Raw genomic sequence first — 19,987 nt, 5'->3', positions numbered from 1 at the left:
ACCCATGAACAATCATAACCTAATTTACATTTTTTTGGTAGTGAATTTTACATTTTTAATAATAAATTTTAATAAGTTATATAAGATATAGTGAACATAGAAAAGACAAGAAGTAAATCTTGTCTCAAAATTATTTTCTAGCAAAGGCTATAGCTAGACAGTGTGGACCAACATGAGTTCCAATAACACCACCAATTGGATATAAATTGGTATTTTTTAAATTGTATTTAGAAATAGTTTCGTTCATAAACTCCAGCCCCTTATCTTTATCAAGAGTGTAGCCAAAGTTTACAGGAAAGTCAAAATTTATTTCACTTTCTTCAAATTGTTTGTACATTAAATTTATTCCCGATTTTGTACCACGGGATTTACCCAGTTCTTTTAATACAGAATCTTTTAAAATAACTACAGGTTTTATGTTTAAAAGTTCGCCAACAAAGGCAAGTGAAGAGGGAATTCTACCACTCATTTTTAAATACTTTAAAGTATCTAAGACGCCGCATACAACTAATTTATCTTTTAAGTTTTCTAAGGTTTTTGCAATTTCGTCAATACTTTTATTTTCATCTCTTAACTTAACAGCATATTCTACTAGCATTCTCTGAGTTAAAATTGCCTGTTTTGAATCTAGAATATATATTTTTTCATAATTTGACATCTTTTTCGCAAGTAGAGCAGAGTTTAAAGTTCCACTAAGTCCACTTGAGAGGGTAATAACGAGGACGTCTTCCTCCTTGGACTTTGCCTCATTAAAAACATTTAAATAAAGCTCTGGGGAAGGTTGACTGGTAACGGGAAGGATTGAAGTGGTTTTTAATTTATTAAAAAAAGTATCAAAGTCTTCAAGAGTATTTTGAGGACATATTTCATCATCAAAGGTAATAGTTAAAGGAACAATATCTATATTTAAACTTTTAGCTTCTTTAATAGTAATATCTGAGGCACTATCTGTAACGATTCTAATCATAATTACATCCTTTCACACACAGTAAAATAATATTAAGCTTGTTTATTTTCTTCTTTCTTTTTCTCTTCTTTTTTAAGGTGAATAAAGCCAATTACAACTATAAACAAGGCTCCAATAAAATCGACTATAATATCTTTCATAGTGTCACCAAGCGCGGCATGCCCACAGAGAATTTCACCACTTGCAGTCATAAATTTTTGCATGTTTGTTCTAAGTATGTGGTCTGCTAAATATTCGTATATTTCCCAGACTACACCACAGGTGAGTGCAAAGCAAAAGGCAAATAAACTTACAAAAAATGGGCTTAAATTTAAGTGTAGCTTGTTGTAATTATTGAAGAAGTCAACAATTACAAAGCCCAAAGCTCCTAACATAATTGCACTAAAGACATGTAAAATAACGTCCCAGTAGGGAACTTTGTAGTAAAAGTTTCTAACTTCACCTAAGTATATAGCGCAAAATAGAAATATAAAATATATTATTTCCATAATATCCGGTATATCTATACCATACTTTTTTTCTACTCTGGAAGGTAAAAATATTATAACCATTCCCACAAGGCATTGAAGAATCATTAGAACATAGTCACTTTTCACAAGTTCATATTCTTTATTGGACACTCCTGAAGGAGCTTTTATAAAGTTTATTATTGCATAGACAACAGAAAGAGCAAGTAGTGTAAATACTATTTTAAATATTAAAGTCTTTCTCTTGTCTGTTATTTCCTCGGCAGTTCTTTTGGGCATTTTCTTTTTCATATATAACTCCTATATAAATTTCATATTAAAGATTTGGTCAATACATATTAATTATATCACAATAATATTTTATGCTTCACTAACTTCTCCAATGATTTTGTCGGCTTCTTTTAATAGTTTAACAATTAAATCAACTTCATCTCTAATCATTAGCCTAACTGAGTTTTTATCAAGAGATTCATAGGAAAGTCCACTTACTGTATTTAAACCGACTTTTCTAAGATATTCCCATAAGTTTAAGTCTAAATTTGTATAGATTAACATTATTGGAGTTGAACTTGAAGTGTAACTTACTTTTAAGTTTTCCATACTATCTAGGGCATTTAATAATTTCAACTTTTTTTCTTTAGTATCTTCTATAATGTGTTCAGTATATTTATTTGAAATTATATTTTCTGCTAAAATCCTACCTATACTATTGCCGTTAAATGGAATGATAAATTTTTGGAGATACTTACTGGCATCTAAGCTTCCAACAGCGTATCCAACTCTAATTCCTGCCATAGCATATCCTTTGGAGAAACTCTTACTTACAAATAAGTTGTTATATTTATTTACAAGAGATACGGCGGAATTTTCAACAGGCATATATTCTCCATAGGCCTCGTCAATTAAAATAGCCATATTAAGGGAGTTTGCCAGTGCAATGATTTTTTCTATTGTCTTAATTGGTAAAATCTGCCCAGTTGGATTGTTGGGATTTTCAACAAATACCAATGAAGCATTACTATATTTCATTTCTGTCAAAAAATCGTCTTCTGTAAATTTGAAATTATTACTTTCTTTTAAAGAGTAGTGCTTGTGTTTTGCTCCGATTAAATAAGCGTGGTCTGTATATGCAGAAAAGTTTGGAACATAGCTAAATAAAGTTTTTCCCCCAAGTAAATAGAGTAAATTTATATTTGTTAGCAAATTATAAGAGCCGTCGCCAATACTTACTTGTTCTTTAGATAGTTCTACATATGGCTTGTAGATATTAATAATTTTTTCAACAAGTGATAAGTTATTTGGATATTGTTTTATAGTTTTTTCGTCTATAGTTTTAAGTACATTTAGCACATATTCTGGAATCTGTTCATAGTGTACACCTAATGAACAGTCTAAAATAGCTGGATATGTGCTTACATTTGCATATGATTTTGGCTGATAATTTTTAATATTATCATTAATAAGTTCAGACATATTAAAACTCCTATTCTTTTAATTTAAAAAATGGTTTGCTCATAATAATATATTAATTACTGTTAAACTTCAAGAAATATTGAAATTACAATATATTAAATAGTACTTTAAAAGATATTGGATTAAATATATAATAAACAAATACAATAAAATATTATAGTCATTTAAATTGTTTTTAAAAATAATTTAAATGGATATTAAGGAGTAAATTATGAAAGTATTAATTGCTGGAGTTGGAAAACTGGGATTTAGAGTGGCAAGTTACCTTGTAAATGAGGGGATAGAAGTTACTGTAATAGATAAGAATGAACAGGTATTAGATAATATTGCTAATGTCTTAGATGTAATGACTATAAAGGGAAATGCCTTAGACTTAGTACTTCTTAGAGAATTGGAAGTTAGTAATTATAATATAATTATAGCCACAACTAAAAGTGACGAGGCAAATGTAATACTTTGTACCATTACAAAGAAAATGGGATGTGCAAAGACAATAGCCAGAGTTAGAGATCCAGAGTACCACAAGCACTTAAAATTTTTAGGCCAGGAGTTAAATATAGACTATATTATAAATCCGGATTATGAAACTGCACTAGCCATTGAAAAATATTTATCTAAGAAGTATTTATTAATGAGCGATGACTTTGTAGAGGGAAAAGTAAAGTTAGTTGAGTTTAACATTGAAAATGATGAGCACTTTGTAGAAAAAAAACTTGAGGAATTAGAAGATTTTGACAATTTATTAATAACCACTATTTCCAGAAATGGAGAAACTATAATTCCCAATGGACAGACAGTGCTAAAGAAAAATGATGTAATACTTCTAGTGGGAGATTCAGAGACTATAGAATCTTTTGATAGAGATCATTCTGATGTTGTTAGAGCAAGAGCCATTAACAAAGTTATGATTTTAGGTGGAGGTAAGATAGGATTTTACTTAGGCGGACTTTTAAGTGATGAGGGAATTGAAACGACTATTATAGAAAATGATTTGGAACGCTGTTTATTTTTAAAAGAAAAACTTCCGAATTGCACTATAATTAACGGTGATGGAACAGATATGAATATATTGGAAGAAGAGATGATTCACACCTTTGATGGATTTGTTGCAGCTACGGGAATAGATGAGGCAAATTTATTAATTGCATTAGTTGCCAAACAAATGGGAGTTTACAAGACAATTGCAAAAATATCTAGAAATAACTACAATTCAATTTTAGACAAGCTTTATATAGATGGAATTTTTAACACTAATTTTATAACAGCAAGTAGAATTTTAAAAGAATTAAGAGGTTCAGGTGCTCTGTCTATAAATTTAATGTTGGGCGGAAGTGCTGAGTTTACAGAAATAGTTTTAAAAAGTGATGCACTTGCAGTAAATAAAAAAATTAAGGATTTAAAACTTAAAAAGGGAATATTAATAGTTACTTTAATAAGAGAAAATCAAGTTAAAATTCCAAATGGAGATGATATTTTAAGAGAAGGGGACCATGTAATAGTATTTTGGACTCATGATTTACTTGAGGAAATGAACAGAGTGTTTCGAAAAAAAGAACATAAACTTAAATTTTTTTCGAATAAAAAATCAAATAAATAGTGGAGGGGTATTTTGAACTATTTTATAATTATTAAAATATTAGGTACTATTTTATTTATTGAGTCATTATTTTTAATTCCTCCAATGGCACTAGGAGCATATGATGGCGATGGCACTGCTATGAGTATATTTAGCATTTTTATAGTAATGTTTATACTTGGACTATTACTGATGAGAATAAAAAACAAAGAACAAGTTGTAACGCCAAAAGACGGTTTATTTATAGTTACATTTGCATGGATTATGGCTTCAGCTTTTGGAGCTCTTCCGCTGTATGTCTGTGCAGATTTAAGTTATGTAGACTCCTTTTTTGAAATAGTATCAGGTTTTACTACTACAGGAGCTTCAGTAATATCTAATATAGAAAAGTTGCCGCGCTCTATTGTACTATGGAGAAGTATAACTCACTGGTTAGGTGGAATGGGAATACTTGTATTTACAATTAGTCTACTTCCAAAATTGGGAGTTGGGGGATTTCAAATATTTAAAGCTGAATCTCCAGGACCCGTTGCGGGGAAAATTGAGCCTACAGTTAGACAGACTGCAAAAAGGCTCTATACAATTTACATTATAATAACAGTAGCTTTATTTATATTACTTGCAGCTGGAGGAATGGGAATTTTTGATTCAATTATACATACTTTTGGAGTAGTTGGGACAGGGGGATTTTCAAGTAAGTCTGATTCAATTATGAGCTATCAAGGCTACTATATCCCTTGGGTTATGACAATTTTTATGGTGCTGTGTGGCACAAATTTTACAATACACTACCAACTATCTAAGGGTAAATTAAGAGATATTTTAAAAAATGAAGAATTCAGGTTGTTTTATATTTTAATATTTGTATCCGTTATATTAATTACATTGGACTTATATTTTCACAACTATGGAAGTTTGGCCATTTCAGTTAGAGACTCTGCATTTCAAATTTCATCTATAATATCAACATCTGGATTTGCAAATGCAGACTATGATCTATGGCCTAATTTTAGCAAGTATATTTTATTAATACTCATGTTTATAGGTTCTTGTGCAGGATCTACTGCAGGGGGATTAAAAGTAATTAGAATAGTAGTACTATTAAAGTTAATAAAAAGAGAAATTCAAAAGACCATTCATCCCAAGGCAGTACTACCTATAACGATGAATGGCAAAACTTTAAATGATGAGGTTGTAATGGGGATAAATTCTTATTTTGGAATTTATGCAATTGTATTTGTAATTTCAGTTGGAATAATAACTATTAGCGGAGCAGACTTAGTAAGTAGTATTTCTTCTGTTGTGACTATGCTTAGTAATGTTGGACCGGGATTTAACTTAGTAGGACCTACAAAAAACTTTGCAAATTTTGCAGTGGGATATAAATTGTATTTTAGTTTTTTAATGCTTCTTGGAAGACTTGAATTTTTTACAATACTTGGACTTATTGGATTTCATACTAAAAAGAAAAAGGCAATTTAAAAAAATATTGAAATTGCACAGTATACCAGTAGGAGAGCCATAATTGTATTTGTAATTTTCGAATACTTTGAAAATAAAACTTTAAAAGTAGAGCCAAATAACAACCACAGCAAAGTAAAGGAAAATCCCAGCAGAGCAAGTAATAGTGCGAATAAAAACAAAACAAGATAGTTGTTTCCATATACAGGTATTATAAAAGACTGCATGGAGACAATTCCATAGATAAAAGTTTTTGGATTTACAAATTGAAGTAAAAATCCAGACAAAAAATCACTTTTAGAATCTTCATTTTCAGATATTGAAGAACTTTTAAAAGTCTTCCATGCTAAGTAGAGCATATAGCAAGCGCCAGCAATTTGCATTGGAGTTTGTATTTTTGGGATTACTTCTGATAATACGCTGCAAAAAAGAGCGCAAATAGTCATAGTAATAGAGCAACCGGCTAAGACGCCAAAATTAAAGGGAATAGCTTTTTTAAACCCTAATCGACTTCCGTTGGACATGGACATTATATTATTTGGACCAGGCGTTCCTGCTGAAACACTGACATATGCTAAAAAATTAATCCAGTTAAACATTTTTCCCTCCAGAAAAGTATTTAGTATATTGTAAAATGCTACAAGTAAAATTTAAATTAAAATCTGCAAAACTCTCTTTTTTCTACATATCCATTATTTGTAGTGGGATTGTTATTTTCCAGTGATTTTTCTTTAGGTATGGGCTCAATATTAATGCTGTCGGTATTATGTGGGTTATTTATTGTTTTAAGGCCCATTAATAAAATAGAGAGTAGAATGGAAATAGTTATTATTATTTTTTTCATAGTATTCTCCTTTAAAATTAAGAATTATTACATTTATATTAAGTGTTAGTAATTTGATTATACCATTTAAGTACCGAAATTTAAGTATAGTGTTATATAATTTATGCAGATATATAAATTATAATAGGATAAGCTTTGGAAAATTATAATATTTGTAATAATAAAAGTATTTGACAGGAGAAAAAGATATGGCAATGTTTTTATTATCAATTGTAACAGGGGCTTTAACTTTAGTAAATTATTATGCTGTGGGAAATGGGTATATTTCCAGTGACATAGCATTAAAACTACAGACAATACTTAGCATAATTACAATTTTTGCTGTAATTTTATATAGAGGTAAGAGATTGCGTAAAAGCTTTGACGGTGGGCAATATAGTATTTTTACTTTTAAATTTGGGGTAGTGTTTATTTCTCTTTTAGGAAATATTTCAATTGAAATACTGTTAATTTTATATAAATTAGGTTATATTAATTCTATAATATAAAAAATACCTATGCAAAAATTTAAATTGCATAGGTATTTTACTTTAAATTTTAAAATTATTCATATTCCAAATATCTGTAGCAATTTCTTCATAGAAGTCTTTTTCATGAGAAACTAAGAAAATTCCACCTTTGTAATCTTTTAATGCTTTCTTAAGTTCTTCTTTTGCATCTACATCTAAGTGGTTAGTAGGTTCATCAAGTACGAGTATGTTAGTTTTTTTATTTAAAATTTTGCTAAGTCTAACTTTAGCTTGCTCGCCACCACTTAATACGTGAATTTTAGATTCAATGTGTTTAGTCATAAGTCCACATTTTGCAAGAGCTGCTCTAACTTCAAATTGTTCCCAACCCGGAAATTCTTCCCACATTTCTTCAATACAGTTATTTTCATTTTTTAAATCTTCATCTTGTTTAAAGTAGCCGATTTCTAAATTTTGACCAAGTTCAACATCTCCGGAAATTGGATTTATCATTTTGAGTATTGTCTTTATAAGTGTAGTTTTTCCAAGTCCATTTTCTCCAATTATTGCAATTCTGTTTCCACGTTCCATTCTAAGATTTAATGGTTTGGTAAGTAGAGTATCATATCCTATTACTAAGTCCTTAGTTTCAAAAATAACTTTTCCTGTGGCAGAGGATTCTAAGAATACAAATTCAGGTTTTATCTTGTCTTTAATAAGTTCTATCTTTTCCATTTTATCTAATTTTTTTTGTCTGGACATTGCCATATTTCTAGTTGCAACTCTAGCTTTATTTCTAGCTACAAAGTCTTCTAAGTCTGCAATTTCCTGTTGTTGCTTTTTATAGGCAGCTTCAAGTTGTTTCTTTTTTATATCCCTAAGTCTTATAAACTCGTCGTAATCGCCTACATATCTGTTAAGTTCCATATTTTCAACATGGTAAATTAAATTAATTACAGAGTTTAAAAATGAAATATCATGTGAAATTAACAAAAAGGCATTTTCATAGTTGAGCAGATAATTTTTTAGCCAATCAATATGCTCTTCGTCCAAGTAGTTTGTAGGCTCATCTAACATTAATATATCAGGTTTTTCAAGTAGCAGTTTTGCCAGTAAAACTTTAGAGCGTTGTCCACCTGAAAGCTCAAAAACATTTTTATCTAAGCCGATTTTGTCAATTCCCATTCCATTGGCAATTTCTTCAACTTTTGAATTTATTAAATAAAAATCTTGATGTTCCAGTATTTCTTGTAGTTCTCCAACAGTTTCCAAGAGACTGTTTACTTCATCATCTGTTGCAGTTGCCATTTTCTCATAGGATTCGTTTATTTCGCTTTCAATGTCATAGAGGTAAGAAAAGGCATCTTGCAGAACTTCTCTTACACTTTTATTTTCATCTAGTGAAGCATGCTGATCTAAATATCCAACTCTTACTCGCTTAGACCATTCTATTTCACCATCATCAGGCATTAACTTGCCTGTTACTATGTTCATAAAAGAACTTTTACCTTCTCCATTAGGACCTACAAGTCCAACATGCTCACCTTTATTTAAAATAAAATTTACGTTTTTTAATATATCTCTGCCACCGTAGTTGTGACTTAAATTTTTAACAGTTAAAATACTCAAAAAAAAACCTCCCAATCTAAGAAATTTTACCACAGATTGAGAGGTTGTACCAATTAAAATTTTTAATTTTCCTGAATAACTTCTTTTAGAACTTTGGCAAATTCTTCGTTTTCATCTTTAGTACCTATGGAAACTCTTACATAATTTCCTGGGAATGGTCTAATAATGACACCTTTTTTTTGCATCTTTTCAAAAAGTGTTTTAGAATTCATAGAAGGAGCTTCAAAAAATATGTGATTTGTCTGACTTTTTGTATATGAAATATTTAACTCTTCAAATACTTTGTATAGATACTTTTTTCCTTCAATATTGTTGTCATATACTTTTTTTAGAAAGTCTTCATCATCAAGTGCATTTATAGCAGCTATTTGCCCAAGTACGTTACAGTTAAAAGGTCCTCTTACTTTATTAATATTTTCTATAATTTCAGGTTGACCTGTTAAGTATCCAACTCTAAGCCCTGCAAGACCGTATATTTTTGAAAAAGTTTTTACAGTTAGTACATTTGGATATTTTTGAAATAGCAAATAAGCATTTTTAGGAGCATCTTCTGAGTCAGCAAACTCAATATATGCCTCATCGTAAATTACAAGTATATCCTCGGGAACAGTATCTAAAAAATCGGTTATTTCCTTCTCAGTTAAAAGAGTTCCTGTTGGGTTATTTGGGTTACAAATCCAAATAAGCTTAGTATTTGAATTTATATTTTCACAAATTGCATTTAAATCGTAGTTTAAATTTTTCATGGGAACTACGTTTATTTTTGCACCCATAATTGTAGAAGAGTCAGTGTATCTGGGAAAAGTAAGTTCACTTAAAATGACTTCATCTGTCGGATTTAAATAAGCTTCAGCTACTAGACTAAGTGATTCATCTCCACCATTTGTAATTAAAAAATTATTTGGTTGAAGATTTAGTTTTTTTGAAAGTTTTTCTTTTAAATTTGTGGCATTTCCATCAGGATAGATATTAATACCGCCATTTATGTAGTCAATCAGCGCCTTTTTAACAACTTCGCTAGTACCTAGAGGATTTTCATTTGAAGCAAGTTTAATTACATGTTCAAGTCCGTACTCTCTTTGAACATCTTCAATCGGTCTTCCGGGAATATAGGGAACTATATTTACAATTTCTTCTCTGGGTTTAATCATATCTTACACCTCGTTTAAATATTATTTAAATTAAATTAAGTATATTATATGTAGAACACATAAATTAAGCAAATATATTTATTATTTTATATTAAAGTTTATGTCAAAACATTTCAATATTGTAGATTAAAACTCAATTTATTAGCATAGTGCTATTGACAAATCTCTATATTGAAGTATAATTAGTAGTTAAATAAATTTATGCTTTAAAGCAATAAAATGGAGGTTATAAATTGAGTAAAATAGCGAATATTTGGGCTAGAGAAGAAACACTTAGTCGAGAAGAAATTAAAGACATTCAATCAAAGAGATTAATAGAACAAGTGAAAAGATCCTATGAGTTAGTTGAGCCATATAGAAAAAAAATGGATGAACTAGGTGTAAAACTTGAAGATATAAAATCAATTGATGATATTTCTAAACTTCCATATACAACGAAATCGGATTTTAGGGAGAATTATCCCTTTGGGCTTTTTGCTGTTGAAAAAGAAGAACTTGTTAGAATTCATGCTTCATCTGGAACTACAGGTCAACCAACAGTTGTTGGGTATACTAAAAATGATCTTTTAAACTGGACTGAAACTGTTTCCAGAGTGGCAACAGCAGGTGGTGCCGGAAGAGATGACATTGCGCAAATTTGCTTTGGATATGGAATGTTTACAGGAGCCTTGGGACTTCACTATGGACTGGAAAACATAGGCGCAGCAGTAGTTCCATCATCAGTTGGAAATACAAAAAAACAAATTATGTATATGAAGGACTTTGGAGCAACTTTATTAGTGGCAACTCCTTCTTACGCTCTTCACATTGGAGAAGTTATAAGGTCTATGGGTATGGATCCAATGAAAGATTTAAAAATTAGAATTGGACTTTTTGGAGGCGAAAACTTTTCTAAGCTTATGCGAGAAGAAATGAAAGCTGTTTGGGGAGAAGACATGCTTTGTACTTCTAATTACGGAATGAGTGAGTTAAATGGGCCAGGTGTTTCAGGAGAGTGTTTAATGAACAATGGGCTACATATAAATGAAGATCAGTACTATGCTGAGATTATAAATCCAGATACAGGAGAAGTTTTACCTAAGGGAGAAAAGGGAGAACTTGTTATAACTTGTTTGACAAAAGAGTCCACACCTCTGTTAAGATATAGGACAAGAGATCTTACGAGACTTATATATGAACCTTGTGAGTGTGGAAGAACTACAACTAGAATGGAAAACTTAAGTGGAAGATCTGATGATATGTTAGTTATTAGAGGAGTAAATTTATTTCCTAATCAAGTTGAAGTAGTAATTAATGAATTTAGTGAGTTGGGAGCTCACTATGAAATGATCGTAGATAGAAAAAATTATTTAGATCACTTAGAAGTTAAAGTTGAACTAATAGATTCAAGTATACTGGACTCTTATCCAAAATTAGAAAATCTAGAGAACAATGTGAGAAATAAATTAAGGGCGGCAACTGGTCTTGATGCAAATATAAAATTAGTGGCACCAAGAACACTAAAGAGGTTTGAAGGAAAAGCTCAAAGAGTTACAGATTTAAGGGTTTAGTTTTAGGGGGTATTATTTTGAAAAACAAAGTTACAATGCTTGGAAATGAAGCAATAGCAAGAGGACTATATGAAGCGGGTGTAAAAGTTTCCTCTGCATATCCAGGTACGCCAAGTACGGAAATTAGTGAGTATTTATCAAACTATAAAGATGAAATATACTGCGAGTGGGCTCCAAATGAAAAGGTTGCTGTAGAAGTTGCAATAGGCGCTTCAATGGTGGGAATAAGATCTTTTGCGTGTATGAAACACGTAGGCCTAAATGTGGCAGCAGATCCACTTTACACAGTTTCATATATAGGTGTAAATGGAGGACTTGTTTTAACAGTTGCAGATGATCCTGGAATGTACAGTTCTCAGAATGAGCAAGATACCAGAGCAATAGCAAGAGCTGCTCACGTTCCGGTACTGGAGCCTTCAAATAGCCAAGAGGCAAAAGACATGACCATTTTAGCCTATGAGCTAAGTGAAAAATATGACACGCCGGTAATTATTAGAACTACTACCAGATTGGCACACTCTCAAAGTATTGTAGAATTAAATGATAGAGTAGATATTAAAGATAGAGAATATGTGAAGAATCCTAGAAAAAATGTAATGGTTCCAGCTAATGCAAAAGCCAGACATCCGGTAGTAATAAATAGAGAGAGAATTTTAAGTGAGGATGCCTGTGATTTAAGTATAAATAGTATTGAATATAGTGATACTTCCATTGGAGTTATAACTTCTGGAATTCCGTACTTATATGTAAAAGAAGCTCTTCCAAAAGCTTCTGTTTTAAAACTTGGACTTATAAATCCTTTACCTAAAAAGTTAATAGAAGAATTTGCAAAGAAAGTTGATAAGCTCTATATAATTGAAGAGCTAGATTCGATTATAGAAGAACAAGTTAAGTCTTGGGGAATAGAAGTTATAGGAAAAGATTTATTTCCACTAGATGGAGAGTATAGTGCCAATATGATAAGAGAAAAAATATTAGGCGAAACTTTAAATATAGAAAAAGAAATGGAAGCTCCAATAAGACCTCCAATTTTATGCCCGGGTTGTCCTCACAGATCAGTGTTTTCAGTGATGAATAAGTTAAAAATTCACGGAGCAGGGGATATTGGATGCTATACATTGGGAGCAGGAGCGCCTTTAGAAACAATTGACAGCACAATTTGTATGGGTGCAAGTATAAGCTCACTTCACGGAATGGAAAAAGCACGTGGAAGTGAATTTGTAAAAGATTGGGTTGCAGTAATTGGAGACTCTACATTTTTACACACTGGGATAAACTCTCTTATGAATATGGTATACAACAACTCAAAGGCAACTGTGTTGATTTTAGATAATTCTATAACGGCAATGACAGGACATCAAGAAAATCCCGCTACCGGTAAGACTCTCATGGGAGAAGAAGTAAAGCCAATAGATATAAAGAAAATGTGTGAAGCAATGGGAATAAAAAATGTAATAGAAATTAGTTCCTTTGACTTAGACGGACTTTCAAAAACTTTTAAAGAAGAAACGCTAAGAGATGAATTATCGGTGATAATAGCAAAGGCACCTTGTGTATTGTTAAAGGGTGTTGCAATTAAAAATCAATATATAGTAAATAAAGAGAAGTGTAGAAAGTGTGGTTTGTGCATGAAGCCGGGATGTCCGGCACTTACTAAGGCTGAAGATGGAACTACATTGATAAATGATACAATGTGCAACGGATGTGGACTTTGCTTTAATCTGTGTCCATTTGATGCAATAGAAAAAGTAGATAGTGTAATAGAGAGCATATAGAGGAGGTTAAAATGGAGACTAAAAATATAATGATTGTTGGCGTGGGCGGACAAGGAACACTTTTAACCTCAAGAATTTTAGGGGGAATAATATTAAATGCAGGTTATGATGTTAAACTCTCTGAAGTTCATGGAATGGCTCAAAGAGGTGGCTCAGTAGTCACCTTTGTAAGATATGGAGATGTAGTTTACGAACCTATTGTAGAAGAGGGAAGTGCAGATGTACTAATAGCCTTTGAAAAATTAGAAGCTCTTAGATACGCTCATTTTTTAAAAAAAGATGGAGTATTAATTGTAAATGATCAGAGGATTGATCCAATGCCGGTAGTAATAGGAAAAGAAAAGTATCCTGATGAAATAATTGAAAAATTATCTAAAGAGTACAATGTCATTTCCATAGATGCTCTTGAAGAATCTAGGATGTTAGGAAATTTAAAAGTATTTAATGTAATAGTTCTTGGAGTTGCAGCAAAACACATGAATTTTACAATAGAAGATTGGCATGCAGTAATTAAAAATACTGTTCCTGAAAAGACAATAGATATAAATATCAAAGCCTTTGATAGAGGATTTAACTTATAGGAGGATATTATGCTAAAACAATTGTCAGTATTTATAGAAAATGAAGAGGGAAGTATATCTGAAGTGACAGATACACTTAGTAAGAACAATATTAATATAAGAGCAGTATCTCTATTTGACAGTCCTGAATTTTGCATATTGAGGTTAATTGTAGATAATACACAAGAAGGTGTAAGAGTTCTAAGAGAAGAAAACTTTTTAGTTAAAGAAACTGATGTAATAGGAGTTAGTTTAGACGATAAAATTGGCGAACTCAATAGAATGCTTCAAGAGATAGCCAATAATAATATAATAGTAAATTATTTATATTCTCTAGTTGTTAGAGAAGATGGTAGACCACTAATGGTTATAAATGTAGATGAAATTGAAAAGACAAAAGAAATTTTAAAACAAGCTAAATTTGATGTAGTGTGAGGGGAAATTATATGATTTGGAATGAAGCTAAAGAGTGTATGAGTAGAGATGAGATGACTCATCTTCAAAGTACAAGACTTGTAAAACTTGTAGACAGACTTTATCACGACGTTGCTTTTTATAGAAAAAAAATGCAAGATATGGGAATAGAACCAGGTGATATTAAGGGAGTGGAAGACATAACAAAACTTCCATTTACAACTAAAGACGATTTAAGGGATAACTATCCATTTGGACTTTTTGCTGTGCCGGAATCACAAGTTGTAAGAGTCCACGCTTCTTCAGGCACTACGGGAAAACCAACAGTAGTTGGCTATACTAGAAAAGATATAGATATGTGGAAAGAGTGTGTTACGAGAGTTCTTTCAATGGCAAATATTGGAAGAGATGATAAAGTTCAAGTATCCTATGGATATGGACTTTTCACTGGAGGTTTAGGGCTTCACTATGGCGTGGAAAATTTAGGAGCAATGGTGGTTCCAATTTCAACTACGAATTCTAAAAAGCAACTTACTCTAATGGAAGACTTCGGGTCCACGGCAATTGCCTGTACACCGTCATATTTGCTCCATTTAATGGAAGTTATTGAAGAAGAGGGAGTAAGAGACAAGCTAAAGTTAAAGTCTGTTATTTGTGGTGCTGAGCCTTGGACAGATCAAATGAGATCTAAAATCGAAGAGGGATTAAAAGTAAAGGCATATGACATCTATGGGCTAAGCGAAATAATGGGACCCGGTGTTGCAGCAGATTGTGAGTATCATAAAGGTCTACATATTTATGAAGATCACTTTTTGCCAGAGATAGTAAACTCAAATACACTGGAACCGGTAGCAGAAGGCGAAGAGGGAGAGCTTGTAATTACAACACTTACAAAGGAAGCCTTTCCTTTAATTAGATATAGAACTAAGGATTTAACTAGTATTAATTACGACAAGTGTGAATGTGGAAGGACTCTTGCAAGGATTTCCAGATTTACAGGTAGAAGTGATGATATGTTGATAATAAGAGGAGTTAACGTATATCCTTCACAAATAGAAACTGCACTTCTTGAAGTTGAGGAAACTAAGCCACATTACTTAATTATTGTGGACAGAATAGATAATTTAGATACCATAGAAGTTTGGGTTGAAGTTGAAGATAAATTTTTCTCTGATGAAATAAGAAAATTAGAAAACCTTACAAAGAAAATAGGGTATACATTAAAGCAAGCAATAGGCCTTCAAGTAAAAGTTAAATTAGTAGAGCCTAGAACACTTGAGAGAACTGAGGGAAAAGCTGTAAGAGTAGTAGATAAGAGAGTTATTTTATAGGAGGAGTACTATGGTAAAACAATTGACAGTATTTATTGAAAATAAGCCGGGAAGTTTAAATACTGTAACAGAGATATTAGGTAAAAATAATATAAATATTGTAACTTTCTCCTTAGCAGATACTACAGATTTTGGATTACTTAGAATGATAGTTTCCAATCCTGAAAAAGCAAGAGAATGTTTAAAGGGAGAACTTATATCCACACATTTAAATGATGTAATAGTTGTGCAAACTGATAGGTCCTCCGATTCACTGTATAGGCTTGTAAATGCATGTAGGGACTTAAATATTCAATATATGTATGTATGGTCTAGCAATGGAGAGGCAACAGGAGTAGTATTAAAAATTACAGAAGCCGAAGAGGGAGAAAAACTTCTAAAAGCAGCGGGATTTAGAGTGTTAAATGAAGAAGAAGCTTACTTAATATAAGTAAATAATTAGTAGTCATAGAAAATATTATGGCTACTTTTTTATGTAAATTTTAAAATCAATTGACAAATTATAAAAAATACAATATATTAACACTGTTAATATAAATAACTGTGTTAATGAAAGAGTGATAATTATGGTTGTTAAAAAACGTAGAGAGAAAGAAAAAGAGTACATGCGTCAATTAATTTTAAATTCAAGTGTAAAAATAATTATTGAAAAGGGATACGAAAAGCTGTCTATGAGAAAAATAGCAAATGCTATAGAGTATTCTCCAACTACAATTTATATCTATTATAGAAATAAGGCGGAAATTGTTGAAGATATTTCAAGACAAATCTATGAAAAAATAGTTGGAAATATTGAAAAAATATTAAGAGAAAATATAGAATTATCTATAGATAGAAAAATAAAACTTTCCTTTGAAGAATTTATATTTAGTATTGTAGAAAATTCTGAGATGAGTAAAGTTGTAATTAGAAGTGGAACAAAGGCAATCCTAGGACCAAGAGAGAAGTCTGAAACAGAGGAAATAAGTGGAATAGAAAAATTATACGCTCTATTGTTAGAAGCTGAAAAAGAAAATATATTTAGAAAATTAGATGAAAATATTTCATGGATGCTAATTTCATCATTAATAGGTTTTTCAATGAATGCTTTAGAAAATCAACTGTATTTAAATAAAAATTGGAGAGAGTTAGTTGATATTTATTCTGATTTTTTACTTAGGGGATTATTAAATTAAAATTTAATAGGAGGAGAGTTAATTGAAGGTATTGGTATTATATGAAAGTAAGTATGGGTGTACTAAAGATTGTGTAGAATATTTAAAGAATAAACTAAATTGCACTGTTAAAGATGTCGATATAAAAAATGAGAAAGTACCGGAACTACAAGAATATAATTTAATATTAATAGGAAGTCCAATATATATGGGGAAAATTCAAAGAGATATAAAGAATTTTTGTGATAAGAGACTAGAAGAATTATTAAAGAAAAAAATTATACTATTTATTTCCTGCACAACTCCAAATCAAGTAGATGATTTTTTTAAGAATAATTTTCCAGTAGAGTTACTTAAAAATTCCTTAGGACAGTTTAATTTTGGAGGAGAACTTAATATGGAAAAGATGAGTTTTATAGACAAAAAAATAACGCAGTTGGCAGAAAAATTAGAACCAAGAGAAATTAGAATACTGTATGAAAATATAGAAGAAATGGCAAACTATATTAATGCAGATTTCAAATTGTAAAATAAATATTAAATACATAATTAAATATAAAAAACCACAGAATAATAATCTGTGGTTTTAGTATTTATTGTTTAAGCATTTTCCTTTAAAAAGTCAATTGCATATTGAGCATATACTCCTGAACCTTCTGCCAATACGCTATCATCAATGTTAAAGTGTTCATTGTGATGAGGGAAATCAGCATCAATATCAGGATTTCCTCCTCCAATAAATGCAAAGCACCCAGGTTTGTTTTCTAAATAGAAAGAGAAATCTTCTCCACCAGTTACTTTTTCAACTTTTATTAATGCTTCAGGGCCAGCTACTTTTCTTACAGCTTCTTCTGCAATAGCTGAAGATTCAGGATCATTTGTAGTAGGTCCAAGTATATAATTATATTCTAAAGTTGCTGTTGCTCCATATGCAGCAGCAGTATTTTCACAAACTCTAAGCATATCATCTTTAATTCTAGCAGCTATATCCTTAGAGAAATACCTATTAGTTCCTTCCATAACAGCTTTACCGGCAATTATGTTAAATCTATTTCCGCTGTGAATACTTCCAACAGTTACAGCAACAGAATCAAGAGGAGAATAATTCCTTGAAACCAGCGATTGTAAGTTCATTACAATTGCACTTGCCACAACTACTGCATCTATTGTTTCGTGAGGAGCAGATCCATGTCCGGATTTTCCTTCAACAGTTATTATAAATTGGTCTGCTGCAGCCATTCTCTCTCCAGCTTCAACAGAAATTTTTCCAGCTTCCAGTGGACTCCAAACGTGTGCCCCAAAAATATTATCTGTCTCTTCATACCATGTTCCAAAGTCAATCATAGCTTTTGCACCTAATCCAACTTCTTCAGCAGGTTGGAATACTAGATAGATTTTTCCCTGTATGTCATCTTTAACTTCCATTAGCATTTTTGCTGCACCAAGTAAAGTTGCAATATGTGCATCGTGGCCGCACGCATGCATTTTTCCGTCATTTTGAGATTTGAAGTCAAGATCAGTACACTCCGTTACATTTAAAGCGTCAATATCAGCTCTTAATGCTACAGTTTTGCCAGGCTTAGCTCCTTTGATTACTCCAACTAATCCAGTTCCCAATTTTTCATTAATTTCATAAGGGATACCAAGTTTATCTAACTCTTCTGCAATTTTTTTAGTTGTTTCAAACTCTTCGAAGCTAAGCTCGGGATGGGCATGAAAGTATCTACGCATATCTCTTATATAGTTTCTATTTTTTTCTACTAAATTTTTAATTTCCATAAATTAAAGACCTCCTAACATTGGCGCCATAATTCCTGCTAAGACAACAGATGCAATAGATACAGTAATAAATCCTGCAACTAACATCTTAGGAAGAATTTCATCTAAAACAACTTGTTTTTCTTCTTCATTTTCACTTACACTTGAAGCAACTTCATTTGAAATAATAAATGTTCCCGGAAAACCGAAAAGAGCAGTTGTGCCAATTGCAAATGCCATAAAGAAGTCCATTTTAACTATTTTGCTTGCTATAAAAGAAGCAAGACCTATACCTACAACACCTAGTGCTAAACTCATTACTAGTCTAGGCAATAATTCCAAGACTACTTCAGGAGTTGCCTGAGTTAAACTGTTAAAAATTACTACCATTAGTGCTGCCATAGCAAGACCTTGAGAATTAGATTTAGTTAAAATATCTTTTTCCAAGAAACCAAGTTCACTAAAAATTATACCAAGTAGCAAAGCAACAATGTTTTTATCTAGTATATTTCTGCCGGCCATTTTTTGTATACCGAAAGAAATAGCTGTTGCAAGAAGTGCTATAATTGCAACTTTAGCTAAGTACACATTACTACTTGCATATTTTGATGGAGTTTGAGGAATCCTCTTTGCATGACCTTCAACGTCGGCCATGGCTGCCATAGGATCTTCAATTTCACCATTTTTGTATTTTGTTAATGTTTTTCGTGCAACTTTCTTTAGGCAAAAAGAAGCTATTGGATATCCAAAGAATCCCTGAACAACTACTAAAAGTGTTGCCATTATTTGCAGGTCAACTCTTCCAATTGCTGCTGCAGCTTCTCCCATTTGAATACCTGCTACTACTCCCCCTGCAATTGGAGGTGCTGCTACGATAGCAGTTTCTTTTCCTATTATAGGGCCGCCTACAACAAATAAGAAAATAGCAATACCTATAATTGCCGAAATAGCAACTACGACAGTTCGCCACTGTTCTATTAGTTGTTGAATATTTAGTAGTGTTCCCATATGAGTTAATAGAATTACTATAAATAATCCGCCAAGTCCATATAGTTGAGAAGTTTCAAATAAATCTGTTGGTACTCCAATCCAAAAACCAAGTAACAGTAAAACTGAACTTGTAAACATCATAGAGATAATACTTTTTGTTTTAACTGACAATATGTCTCCAATGGCAAATACTAGAAAAATATAAGCTATAGAAATAATTCCAGCCATGGGTCCAAATAAATCTACCATATTTTATACCTCCTTTTTTGTGTATTAGTAGTATTTTAATAGAATACTATTTCACTGTCAAGTGCGAAAGTGAAAAATTTAAAAAAGTATCGTTTTCTTTTGTAATAAATTTTATTTATTGTAATTTAAACAAAAAATCAGAGTGGAAACAATGTATCACCCTGATTTTAAAGTACTATTTAATTTATA

General features: G+C 31.4%; 20 protein-coding genes. 11 read left to right on the top strand and 9 right to left on the bottom strand.

What is annotated here, in order from left to right; genetic code table 11:
- Positions 1-130: 130 nt before the first annotated feature.
- The 3 genes from BUB47_RS01635 to BUB47_RS01625 all read right to left on the bottom strand — a co-directional run bounded on the left by BUB47_RS01635 (position 131) and on the right by BUB47_RS01625 (position 2,907).
- Positions 131-967 (bottom strand): DegV family protein, encoded by an 837-nt coding sequence (locus BUB47_RS01635; protein ID WP_200779455.1) that lies wholly within the window; start codon positions 965-967, stop codon positions 131-133.
- 32 nt (positions 968-999) lie between these two features.
- Positions 1,000-1,725 (bottom strand): DUF2238 domain-containing protein, encoded by a 726-nt coding sequence (locus BUB47_RS01630; RefSeq protein WP_200779454.1) that lies wholly within the window; start codon positions 1,723-1,725, stop codon positions 1,000-1,002.
- Positions 1,726-1,794: 69 nt separating this feature from the next.
- Positions 1,795-2,907 carry an aminotransferase class I/II-fold pyridoxal phosphate-dependent enzyme gene (locus BUB47_RS01625; protein WP_073183116.1) on the bottom strand — a complete coding sequence of 371 codons (1,113 nt, stop codon included), beginning with the start codon at positions 2,905-2,907 and terminating at the stop codon, positions 1,795-1,797.
- A 211-nt stretch (positions 2,908-3,118) separates the two neighbouring features.
- Here BUB47_RS01625 and trkA point away from each other — a divergent pair, with 211 nt between their 5' ends.
- Both trkA and BUB47_RS01615 read left to right on the top strand, forming a co-directional pair.
- On the top strand, positions 3,119-4,504 hold the full coding sequence (gene trkA / locus BUB47_RS01620) for a Trk system potassium transporter TrkA (protein ID WP_073183114.1): 1,386 nt from the start codon (positions 3,119-3,121) through the stop codon (positions 4,502-4,504).
- 12 nt (positions 4,505-4,516) lie between these two features.
- Positions 4,517-5,965, top strand: a complete 1,449-nt coding sequence (locus BUB47_RS01615; RefSeq protein WP_073183112.1) for a TrkH family potassium uptake protein — start codon at positions 4,517-4,519, stop codon at positions 5,963-5,965.
- Here the strand turns inward: BUB47_RS01615 and BUB47_RS01610 are convergent.
- Both BUB47_RS01610 and BUB47_RS01605 read right to left on the bottom strand, forming a co-directional pair.
- A complete protein-coding gene (locus BUB47_RS01610) occupies positions 5,962-6,543 on the bottom strand; it encodes a LysE family transporter (protein ID WP_073183110.1) in 582 nt (193 codons plus the stop codon). The two genes, BUB47_RS01615 and BUB47_RS01610, sit on opposite strands and share 4 nt — an antisense overlap.
- A 56-nt stretch (positions 6,544-6,599) precedes the next feature.
- On the bottom strand, positions 6,600-6,788 hold the full coding sequence (locus tag BUB47_RS01605; RefSeq protein ID WP_073183109.1) for a hypothetical protein: 189 nt from the start codon (positions 6,786-6,788) through the stop codon (positions 6,600-6,602).
- Positions 6,789-6,976: 188 nt separating this feature from the next.
- Between BUB47_RS01605 and BUB47_RS01600 the strand changes: the two genes are divergently transcribed.
- Positions 6,977-7,276 (top strand): hypothetical protein, encoded by a 300-nt coding sequence (locus BUB47_RS01600; RefSeq protein ID WP_083529022.1) that lies wholly within the window; start codon positions 6,977-6,979, stop codon positions 7,274-7,276.
- Between the two features lie 42 nt (positions 7,277-7,318).
- Here BUB47_RS01600 and BUB47_RS01595 read toward each other — a convergent pair whose 3' ends face one another.
- Together BUB47_RS01595 and hisC are read right to left on the bottom strand one after the other, a co-directional pair.
- On the bottom strand, positions 7,319-8,866 hold the full coding sequence (locus BUB47_RS01595) for an ABC-F family ATP-binding cassette domain-containing protein (RefSeq protein ID WP_073183107.1): 1,548 nt from the start codon (positions 8,864-8,866) through the stop codon (positions 7,319-7,321).
- A 62-nt stretch (positions 8,867-8,928) separates the two neighbouring features.
- Positions 8,929-10,017 (bottom strand): histidinol-phosphate transaminase, encoded by a 1,089-nt coding sequence (gene hisC, locus BUB47_RS01590; RefSeq protein ID WP_073183105.1) that lies wholly within the window; start codon positions 10,015-10,017, stop codon positions 8,929-8,931.
- Positions 10,018-10,250: 233 nt separating this feature from the next.
- Here hisC and BUB47_RS01585 point away from each other — a divergent pair, with 233 nt between their 5' ends.
- The 8 genes from BUB47_RS01585 to BUB47_RS01550 all read left to right on the top strand — a co-directional run bounded on the left by BUB47_RS01585 (position 10,251) and on the right by BUB47_RS01550 (position 17,330).
- The gene (locus tag BUB47_RS01585) at positions 10,251-11,567 is read left to right on the top strand and encodes a phenylacetate--CoA ligase family protein (protein ID WP_200779453.1); all 1,317 of its coding nucleotides are present in this window, start codon (positions 10,251-10,253) and stop codon (positions 11,565-11,567) included.
- Positions 11,568-11,584: 17 nt separating this feature from the next.
- On the top strand, positions 11,585-13,342 hold the full coding sequence (gene iorA / locus BUB47_RS01580; RefSeq protein ID WP_200779452.1) for an indolepyruvate ferredoxin oxidoreductase subunit alpha: 1,758 nt from the start codon (positions 11,585-11,587) through the stop codon (positions 13,340-13,342).
- A gap of 11 nt (positions 13,343-13,353) precedes the next feature.
- Positions 13,354-13,923: an indolepyruvate oxidoreductase subunit beta gene (locus BUB47_RS01575; protein WP_073183103.1), complete on the top strand. Its 570-nt coding sequence runs from the start codon at positions 13,354-13,356 to the stop codon at positions 13,921-13,923.
- 9 nt (positions 13,924-13,932) lie between these two features.
- Positions 13,933-14,337: an amino acid-binding protein gene (locus BUB47_RS01570; protein WP_073183102.1), complete on the top strand. Its 405-nt coding sequence runs from the start codon at positions 13,933-13,935 to the stop codon at positions 14,335-14,337.
- 11 nt (positions 14,338-14,348) lie between these two features.
- Positions 14,349-15,647, top strand: a complete 1,299-nt coding sequence (locus BUB47_RS01565) for a phenylacetate--CoA ligase family protein (protein ID WP_073183100.1) — start codon at positions 14,349-14,351, stop codon at positions 15,645-15,647.
- Between the two features lie 10 nt (positions 15,648-15,657).
- Entirely contained in the window at positions 15,658-16,077 is a 420-nt protein-coding gene (locus BUB47_RS01560; RefSeq protein WP_073183098.1) for an ACT domain-containing protein, read from the top strand.
- 136 nt (positions 16,078-16,213) lie between these two features.
- Complete coding sequence (locus tag BUB47_RS01555; protein ID WP_073183096.1) at positions 16,214-16,822, top strand: TetR/AcrR family transcriptional regulator; 609 nt, start codon at positions 16,214-16,216, stop codon at positions 16,820-16,822.
- 22 nt (positions 16,823-16,844) lie between these two features.
- Positions 16,845-17,330, top strand: a complete 486-nt coding sequence (locus BUB47_RS01550; RefSeq protein ID WP_073183094.1) for a flavodoxin domain-containing protein — start codon at positions 16,845-16,847, stop codon at positions 17,328-17,330.
- Positions 17,331-17,401: 71 nt separating this feature from the next.
- On the opposite strand, the gene BUB47_RS01545 is transcribed toward BUB47_RS01550, so the two are convergent.
- On the bottom strand, positions 17,402-18,580 hold the full coding sequence (locus BUB47_RS01545) for an amidohydrolase (RefSeq protein ID WP_073183092.1): 1,179 nt from the start codon (positions 18,578-18,580) through the stop codon (positions 17,402-17,404).
- Between the two features lie 3 nt (positions 18,581-18,583).
- Positions 18,584-19,798 carry a hypothetical protein gene (locus tag BUB47_RS01540; protein ID WP_083529021.1) on the bottom strand — a complete coding sequence of 405 codons (1,215 nt, stop codon included), beginning with the start codon at positions 19,796-19,798 and terminating at the stop codon, positions 18,584-18,586.
- Between the last annotated feature and the right edge of the window lie 189 nt (positions 19,799-19,987).

Source organism: Anaerosphaera aminiphila DSM 21120 (genome assembly GCF_900129925.1).
Classification (GTDB): Bacteria; Bacillota; Clostridia; order Tissierellales; family Peptoniphilaceae; genus Anaerosphaera; species Anaerosphaera aminiphila.
The sequence above is the reverse complement of the archived record's forward strand: the minus strand, read 5'-3'. Positions and strand labels throughout refer to the sequence as shown.

What these genes read in the sequence shown, in the direction of transcription:
- BUB47_RS01635 (WP_200779455.1), bottom strand. Translation starts at nt 967, where the DNA reads ATGATTAGAATCGTTACAGATAGTGCCTCAGATATTACTATTAAAGAA.
- BUB47_RS01630 (WP_200779454.1), bottom strand. Translation starts at nt 1,725, where the DNA reads ATGAAAAAGAAAATGCCCAAAAGAACTGCCGAGGAAATAACAGACAAG.
- BUB47_RS01625 (WP_073183116.1), bottom strand. Translation starts at nt 2,907, where the DNA reads ATGTCTGAACTTATTAATGATAATATTAAAAATTATCAGCCAAAATCA.
- trkA (WP_073183114.1), top strand. Translation starts at nt 3,119, where the DNA reads ATGAAAGTATTAATTGCTGGAGTTGGAAAACTGGGATTTAGAGTGGCA.
- BUB47_RS01610 (WP_073183110.1), bottom strand. Translation starts at nt 6,543, where the DNA reads ATGTTTAACTGGATTAATTTTTTAGCATATGTCAGTGTTTCAGCAGGA.
- BUB47_RS01605 (WP_073183109.1), bottom strand. Translation starts at nt 6,788, where the DNA reads ATGAAAAAAATAATAATAACTATTTCCATTCTACTCTCTATTTTATTA.
- BUB47_RS01600 (WP_083529022.1), top strand. Translation starts at nt 6,977, where the DNA reads ATGGCAATGTTTTTATTATCAATTGTAACAGGGGCTTTAACTTTAGTA.
- hisC (WP_073183105.1), bottom strand. Translation starts at nt 10,017, where the DNA reads ATGATTAAACCCAGAGAAGAAATTGTAAATATAGTTCCCTATATTCCC.
- BUB47_RS01575 (WP_073183103.1), top strand. Translation starts at nt 13,354, where the DNA reads ATGGAGACTAAAAATATAATGATTGTTGGCGTGGGCGGACAAGGAACA.
- BUB47_RS01570 (WP_073183102.1), top strand. Translation starts at nt 13,933, where the DNA reads ATGCTAAAACAATTGTCAGTATTTATAGAAAATGAAGAGGGAAGTATA.
- BUB47_RS01565 (WP_073183100.1), top strand. Translation starts at nt 14,349, where the DNA reads ATGATTTGGAATGAAGCTAAAGAGTGTATGAGTAGAGATGAGATGACT.
- BUB47_RS01560 (WP_073183098.1), top strand. Translation starts at nt 15,658, where the DNA reads ATGGTAAAACAATTGACAGTATTTATTGAAAATAAGCCGGGAAGTTTA.
- BUB47_RS01555 (WP_073183096.1), top strand. Translation starts at nt 16,214, where the DNA reads ATGGTTGTTAAAAAACGTAGAGAGAAAGAAAAAGAGTACATGCGTCAA.
- BUB47_RS01545 (WP_073183092.1), bottom strand. Translation starts at nt 18,580, where the DNA reads ATGGAAATTAAAAATTTAGTAGAAAAAAATAGAAACTATATAAGAGAT.
- BUB47_RS01540 (WP_083529021.1), bottom strand. Translation starts at nt 19,798, where the DNA reads ATGGTAGATTTATTTGGACCCATGGCTGGAATTATTTCTATAGCTTAT.